Genomic DNA, 7,314 nt, shown 5'->3' on the forward strand with positions numbered 1-7,314 from the left:
GTGGCGGCGGTTCGCGGGGAGACCGTACGGCCCCCGGTGGCGCGCGTGAACAGTGTGTTTCTCCGCCGTCGCACAGCACCGTGGTCCCCGATACTGACCGCGCCACGGCCGCGGACGAAGGGGGAGCACGGTGGACTGGACCGTGGGGGCGGGGCTGGCGGCCGGTCTGCTGATCGCCCTGGTGACCGCGCCCGTCGGGGTCTCCGGGGCCGTGTTCCTCCTGCCGGTCCAGCTCAGTGTCCTCGGCGTACCGAACCCCGCCGTCACACCGACGAACCTGCTGTACAACGTGGTGGCGGGGCCGGGTGCCCTGTGGCGGTACCGCCGCGACGGAGCGCTGCGGGGCGGCCTCGCCCGGCGCCTTGTCGTCGGGACGCTCCCCGGGGTCGTCGCGGGCGCCGCGATCCGCGTCTACGCGCTCCCGGGGCCGGGCGTCTTCCGGCTGCTCATCGCCTGCCTGCTCCTGCCGCTCGGGCTGTGGCTCTGCGCCCGCACCCTCCTCCCCCGGTCCGCCGGCCGTCCGGCCTCCGGGGCGGAGCCGTCCCCGGCCTCGTTGACCCTTCTCGCCCTGGCGGTCGGCGTGGTCGGCGGGATCTACGGCATCGGCGGCGGGTCGCTCCTCGGCCCGGTCCTCGCCGCCCGCGGCCTGCCCATGGCCCGGGTCGCCCCGGCCGCGCTCGCCACGACGTTCGCCACCTCGGTCGTCGGCGCCGCCACCTTCGCCCTGCTGTCCCTCGTCAGCTCCGGTGACATCGCCCCCGACTGGTGGCTCGGCCTGGCCTGCGGGGCCGGCGGCCTGATCGGCGGCTACCTCGGCGCCCGCCTCCAGCCCCGCGTTCCCGAGACCGCCCTGCGCCTCCTCCTCGGCACGCTCGCCGCCGCCGTCGGAGCGGCTTACGCCCTGCAGGCGCTCGCCTGACGGCGCGTGCCGCCCGGCCGGGCCGGCTCGGACAGCGGTGGCCCGAGCGCGGGAAGGGCCCGGGACGGTCGCCTACCGCGCCGTCCCGGGCCCTTCCCCGCACGCACGTCGGCGTGCGGGCGTTCCGCTGTGTCAGCCCACGAATGCTCAGCCCATGAACTTCTTGAACTCGTCGGGGAGCTCGAAGTCCTGCGGGCCCTGCCCGGCGCCCGGCAGTCCGAAGGCGCCGCCCGCCTGGGCCTGCTCGCGGCGGGCCGCGGCGGCCTGCTCCTCGGCCTTGCGCTTCATCGGGTTGCCGCTCTTGCGCTTGCCCTTGGCCTGCTTGATCTGCTTCTTCTGCCGGCCGGGGCCGCCGCCCATGCCGGGGATCCCCGGCATGCCGGGCATGCCGCCGCCCTGCGCCATGCGGGACATCATCTTGCGGGCCTCGAAGAACCGCTCGACCAGTCCCTTGACCGCGCTGACCTCGACGCCCGAGCCCTTGGCGATACGGGCCCGGCGCGAGCCGTTGATGATCGTCGGGTCCTGGCGCTCGCCCGGGGTCATCGACTTGATGATGGCGGCCGTGCGGTCGACGTCACGCTCGTCGATGTTGTTGATCTGCTCCTTCATCTGCGCCATACCGGGCAGCATGCCGAGCAGCTTGGAGATGGAGCCCATCTTGCGGACCTGCTCCATCTGGGCGAGGAAGTCGTCGAGCGTGAACTCCTCGCCCTTCTTGGACGCCAGCTTGGAGGCCATCTTGGCGGCCTCTTCCTGGCTGAAGGTCTGCTCGGCCTTCTCGATGAGCGACAGCATGTCGCCCATGCCGAGGATGCGGGACGCCATGCGGTCCGGGTGGAACGCGTCGAACTCGTCCAGCTTCTCGCCGTTGGAGGCGAACATGATCTGCTTGCCGGTGACGTGCGCGATGGAGAGCGCGGCGCCACCGCGGGCGTCGCCGTCGAGCTTGGACAGCACGACGCCGTCGAAGCCGACGCCGTCGCGGAACGCCTCGGCGGTGTTGACCGCGTCCTGACCGATCATGGCGTCGACGACGAACAGGACCTCGTCGGGGCTGACGGCGTCACGGATGTCGGCGGCCTGCTGCATCATCTCGGCGTCGATGCCGAGGCGGCCGGCGGTGTCGACGATGACGATGTCGTACTGCTTGCCGCGGGCGTACTCGATCGAGTCCTTCGCGACCTGGACCGGGTCGCCGACGCCGTTGCCCGGCTGCGGGCCGTAGAAGGCCACGCCGGCGCGCTCGGCGACGACGCCGAGCTGGGTGACGGCGTTGGGGCGCTGGAGGTCACAGGCGACGAGCAGCGGGGAGTGGCCCTGGCCCTTCAGCCAGAGACCCAGCTTTCCGGCGAGGGTGGTCTTGCCCGCGCCCTGGAGGCCGGCGAGCATGATCACGGTGGGCGCGGTCTTGGCGAACCGCAGGCGCCGGGTCTCGCCGCCGAGGATGCCGATGAGCTCCTCGTTGACGATCTTGATGACCTGCTGGGCCGGGTTCAGCGCCTGCGAGACCTCGGCGCCGGTCGCCCGCTCCTTGACCTGCTTGATGAACGACCGGACGACGGGAAGGGCGACGTCCGCCTCGAGGAGGGCGATACGGATCTCGCGCGCGGTGGCGTCGATGTCCGCCTCGGACAGGCGCCCCTTGCCGCGGAGGTTCTTGAATGTCGCTGCAAGGCGGTCGGAGAGGGTATCGAACACGGCGGTCGCGGATCCTCGGGTCTCGGGGACGGGTGGACGGATTGCCCTCCAGGGTATCGGGTACGGCGCGCGGCCCGGGCGGCGATTCCCCGGAGCCCGCCCGGACCGCTCACCGCAGCGCGTTCTCCAGGGTCCGGGCGAGCTCCACGGCCTCCTCGTCGGGGAGGAGGGAGCCGTCCGGCCGGGTCACGTACAGGGTGTCCACCGCGTTGGCCCCCAGGGTCGAGACGTGCGCGCTCCTGACCCGTACCGCCGCGCCCTCCAGAGCGCGGCCGATGCGGTGGAGGAGGCCGGGGGCGTCCTGGGCGCGGACCTCGATGACGGTGGCGAGACGGGAGTCGGCGGCGGCGACGGTGACGCGGGGCGGCGGGGCGGTCACCCCGCGCCGCCGGGGGTAGGCGGCCTCGCGTTCGGCCAGCCGGGCGGGGATGTCGAGGGACCCGTCGAGCGCCCTGACCAGGTCGGCGCGCAGCCGGGCGGCCTGGGGCAGGGAGCCGTACTCGGCGGCCACCCGCCAGTTCAGGACGAGGACCGCGCCGGCGCCGGTGCCCAGTTCCGTCGGGAGTTCGACGGCGCGCAGATCGGCGGCGCGAACGGTGAGGCGGTGCAGGGCGAGGACTCCGGCCACGGCGGGCAGGACGCCGGACCGTTCCGGCAGGGCGATGAGGAGTTCGACGCCCACCGGCTCGGGCTCGGCGGAGTCCGGGGCCGGGGCCGAGGCGGGCCCGGAGCCGGAACCCGGCCCCGCGGCCGAGTCCGGCCCCGGGCCGGGGTGCGCGGATGTCGCGGGCTCGTCCGCGGTGGGCGCCTCGGGCTGGGTGCGCAGGGTGAGCACCGGCTCCCCCGTGCGCAGTGCCTCGATGGCGAGCCGTTCCTGTTCGGCGCTGGGCGCGGCCGCCTCGGGGTCGGCCGTCGGCTCTCCGGCGAGGACGGCGGCGACCCTTTTCACCAGGTCGGCGACGAGCGAGCCGCGCCAGGTGGACCAGGCGGCGGGGCCGGTGGCCAGCGCGTCGGCCTCGGTGAGGGCGTGCAGCAGTTCCAGGGTGCCGAGCGTGCCGACGGCCGCAGCCACCGAGGTGACGGTGGCGGGGTCGTCGAGATCGCGCCGGGTCGCGGTCTCGATGAGCAGGAGGTGGTGGCGTACGGCCGTGGCGATGACGCCCACGTCGGCGCGGTCGAAGCCGATGCGGGTGGCGACGTCGCGGGCGATGGTCTCGCCGGCGACCGAGTGGTCCCCGGGCCAGCCCTTGCCGATGTCGTGGAGCAGTGCGGCGACGAGGAGGAGGTCGGGGCGGCCGACGCGGCGGGTCAGCGAGGACGCCCGGACGGCGGTCTCGACGAGGTGGCGGTCGACGGTCCAGGTGTGGACGGCGTTGCGCTGGGGGCGGCAGCGCACGCGTTCCCAGTCGGGCAGGAGTCGGGTGACGAGCCCTTCGGCCTCCAGCGCCTCCCAGACGGGGACGGTCGGCTCGCCGGCGCCGAGCAGGGTGACCAGTTCCTCGCGGGCCTCGGCGGGCCAGGGCACGGGCAGCGGCTTGGCGGTGGCGGCGAGGCGGCGTACGGCGTGCGGGGAGAGCGGGAGCCCGGACTGGGCGGCGGCGGCCGCGGCGCGCAGGGGCAGGACCGGGTCGCGTTCGGGTCTGGCGCCGCGGGCGAGGACGGCCTCGCCGTCCATCTCGACGACGCCCTCGGCCAGCGGGGTGCGTTCGACGGGTGGCTTGCCGCCGCCGGGGCGCCCGCCGAGGAGGGTGCGCAGCCGGGGGCGGGCGGAGCGGGCCTTCAGGACCCGGTTGACCTCGCGCCAGGTGACGTCGGTGGCGTACGAGATGATCCCGGCGGCTTCGTAGACCTCGCGGAGCAGGGTGTCGGCGTCCAGGAGGCCCAGTTCGCCGGCGACGGCGTCCTGTTCCTGGAGGGCGAGCCGGTCGGTGGCGCGGCCGGTCGTCAGATGCAGCGCGTCACGGGTGTCGAGGAGCCGGCGGCGGGCGCCGTCGAGGCCCTCGCGGGGCGCGTCGGCCAGCCAGGAGGCGGCGACGGCGCGCAGGACCTGGGCGTCGCGGAGCCCGCCTCTGGCCTCCTTCAGGTCGGGTTCGAGGAGGAACCGCAGCTCCCCCATGCGTTCGGCCCGCTCGCGGCACAGCTCGTCGAGCTCGGGGAGGCGCTTGGGCGCCTGGTTGCGCCAGTCGGCGAGGACGGTGGTGCGCAGGGCGGCGGTGAGGGCCTGGTCGCCGGCGACAGGCCGGGCGTCGAGGAGACCGAGCTGGACCTTGAGGTCGTCCCCGGCGGTCTTGCGGGCCTCGGCGGGGGTGCGGACGGAGTGGTCGAGGGCGAGGCCGAGGTCCCAGACCGGGTACCAGATGCGGTCGGCGAGGGCGGCGACGGTGGCGGCGTCGGCGGAGCCGTCGTGCAGCAGGAGGAGGTCGAGGTCGCTGCGGGGGGAGAGCTCGCCGCGGCCGTAGCCGCCGACGGCGACCAGGGCCACCCCGCGTGGCGGCCGGGCGGCGGCGAACAGGCCGGCCAGCCAGTCGTCGGTGATCCGGGCGAGGGCGGAACGGCGCGGCGGCCCGGACCGCCCCTTCTCCTCGAGAAGGCGCAGTCGGGCCGCCGCGTAGCCGCTGGGTCCCGGTTCTTCCGCTCGTGTGCTCACATCGACGGTCGTCACCCAGCAGCTCCCTATCCGTTGCCTACAGTGCGTCCGGACCGCGTTCGCCGGTGCGGACGCGTACGGCGGTGTCGACGGGCACGCTCCACACCTTGCCGTCTCCGATCTTGCCGGTTCGGGCGGCCTTGACCACGACGTCGATGAGCTGTTCGGCGTCCTCGTCCTCGACCAGGACCTCGATCCGGATCTTGGGGACGAGGTCGACGGTGTACTCGGCGCCGCGGTAGACCTCGGTGTGGCCGCGCTGGCGGCCGTAGCCGCTGGCCTCGGTGACCGTCAGGCCCTGGACCCCGAAGGCCTGGAGGGCTTCCTTGATCTCGTCGAGCCGGTGCGGCTTGACGACTGCGGTGATGAGCTTCATGCGTCCACCTTCTTGGGCTGCGTGGCGGCGGGGGCGGGGGCGGCGGCGGAGCGCGAGGAGGCGCCGCCACCGGCTCCGCTGAAGTCGTACGCGGTCTCGGCGTGCTCGACCTGGTCGATGCCGGAGACCTCGACGTCCTCGCTGACCCGCATGCCCATCGTCTTGTCGATGATCAGCGCGAGGATCGCGGAGGCGATCAGAGAGTAGGCGAGGACGGCGACGACGCCGATGGCCTGCTTGCCGAGCTGCTCGAGGCCGCCGCCGTAGAAGAGGCCCTTGGCGTCGGACTGGACGCCGCCGGTGGCGAAGAAGCCGACGAGCAGGGAGCCGATGACGCCGCCGACGAGGTGGACACCGATGACGTCGAGGGAGTCGTCGTAGCCGAACTTGTACTTCAGGCCGACGGCCATGGCGCAGACGAGGCCGGCGATGACGCCGACGGCGATCGCGCCGAGGGGGCTGACGGCTCCGCCGGCCGGGGTGATGGCGACCAGTCCGGCGACCGCGCCGGAGGCGGCGCCGAGGGTGGTGAAGGAGCCGTGGCGGATCTTCTCGTAGCCGAGCCAGGCGAGCATGGCGGCGGCGGTGGCGACCTGGGTGTTGACGAACATCACGGCGCCGACGCCGTCGTCGTTGCCGAGCCAGGAGCCGGCGTTGAAGCCGAACCAGCCGAACCACAGCAGACCGGCGCCGAGCATGACCAGCGGCAGGCTGTGCGGGCGCATCGGGTCCTTCTTGAAGCCGACGCGCTTGCCGATGACCAGGATGACGCCGAGGGCGGCGGCTCCGGCGTTGATGTGGACGGCCGTGCCGCCCGCGAAGTCGATGACGCCCATCTCGAAGAGCCAGCCGCCGGAGCCCCAGACCCAGTGGGCGACGGGGAAGTAGACGACGGTGACCCAGAGGGCGATGAAGAGGGCCCAGGCGGTGAACTTCACGCGGTCGGCGAGGGCGCCGCTGATCAGGGCGGGCGTGAGGATGGCGAACATCAGCTGGAAGACGGCGAAGACGTACACCGGGATGGTGTAGCCGTCCCACAGCTCGGTGACGCCGATGCCGCTGAGGCCGACGTAGTCGGCGGACCAGCCGATGAGTGAGCCGGAGTCGGTGCCGAAGGCGAGGCTGAAGCCGTAGAGCACCCAGAGGATCGTGACGATCCCGAGGCTGATGAAGCTCATCATCAGCATGTTGAGGGTGGACTTGACGCGGACCATGCCTCCGTAGAAGAAGGCGAGTGCCGGGGTCATCAGCATGACCAGGGCGGAGCAGATGAGCATGAACCCGGTGTTGGCGGCGGACAGCTCGGGGGCGTCTGCTGCCAGGGTCGTGATGGCTGGTGCCATCGGCGTCTCCTCGTCGTCGGTTCGGCCTGTGCGGGGGCGGGGCCGGAGAGCGGCTTGGCCGTGAGGGGTGGCCGGTTATGCGCCAGAGGTTGGCGCAGCGCCGTTTCCGTCGATGCCGCACGATGTTTCGGCGCAGTGACGAAGGGGTGGGGCGTGTTACGCGACTGTGAACGGTCGGGTCACGAACGTGTAACGCGCAGGGCCTGGCGGGCGACGTGAACCGGCCGCGACAGCATCCGTGTGACCTTGCGGCGGGGGAGCCGAGTCGGGCGTTACGGGATGGCTGTCGCGGCCGGGGCGGTGGGACCGCGCGGCCCCTGGGGGCCGC

5 protein-coding genes are annotated in these 7,314 nt (G+C 73.4%); 1 reads left to right on the forward strand and 4 read right to left on the reverse strand.

Going from position 1 to position 7,314, the window contains the following annotated elements:
* Positions 1–130: 130 nt before the first annotated feature.
* Positions 131–919, forward strand: a complete 789-nt coding sequence (locus tag AB0K65_RS26405; protein ID WP_365720665.1) for a sulfite exporter TauE/SafE family protein — start codon at positions 131–133, stop codon at positions 917–919.
* Positions 920–1,066: 147 nt separating this feature from the next.
* On the opposite strand, the gene ffh is transcribed toward AB0K65_RS26405, so the two are convergent.
* From ffh to AB0K65_RS26425, 4 genes are all read right to left on the reverse strand, one after another.
* Entirely contained in the window at positions 1,067–2,620 is a 1,554-nt protein-coding gene (gene ffh / locus AB0K65_RS26410) for a signal recognition particle protein (protein ID WP_365720667.1), read from the reverse strand.
* A 109-nt stretch (positions 2,621–2,729) separates the two neighbouring features.
* The gene (locus tag AB0K65_RS26415) at positions 2,730–5,282 is read right to left on the reverse strand and encodes a [protein-PII] uridylyltransferase (protein ID WP_365720669.1); all 2,553 of its coding nucleotides are present in this window, start codon (positions 5,280–5,282) and stop codon (positions 2,730–2,732) included.
* A 22-nt stretch (positions 5,283–5,304) separates the two neighbouring features.
* Positions 5,305–5,643, reverse strand: a complete 339-nt coding sequence (locus AB0K65_RS26420; RefSeq protein WP_365720671.1) for a P-II family nitrogen regulator — start codon at positions 5,641–5,643, stop codon at positions 5,305–5,307.
* A complete protein-coding gene (locus AB0K65_RS26425; RefSeq protein ID WP_365720673.1) occupies positions 5,640–6,986 on the reverse strand; it encodes an ammonium transporter in 1,347 nt (448 codons plus the stop codon). Before AB0K65_RS26425 ends, AB0K65_RS26420 begins: the two co-directional genes overlap by 4 nt.
* Between the last annotated feature and the right edge of the window lie 328 nt (positions 6,987–7,314).

Origin of the sequence: Streptomyces sp. NPDC053755 (assembly GCF_040677675.1) — a bacterium.
In the GTDB taxonomy this organism is placed as follows: domain Bacteria; phylum Actinomycetota; class Actinomycetes; order Streptomycetales; family Streptomycetaceae; genus Streptomyces.

What these genes read in the sequence shown, in the direction of transcription:
- AB0K65_RS26420 (WP_365720671.1), bottom strand. Translation starts at nt 5,643, where the DNA reads ATGAAGCTCATCACCGCAGTCGTCAAGCCGCACCGGCTCGACGAGATC.
- AB0K65_RS26425 (WP_365720673.1), bottom strand. Translation starts at nt 6,986, where the DNA reads ATGGCACCAGCCATCACGACCCTGGCAGCAGACGCCCCCGAGCTGTCC.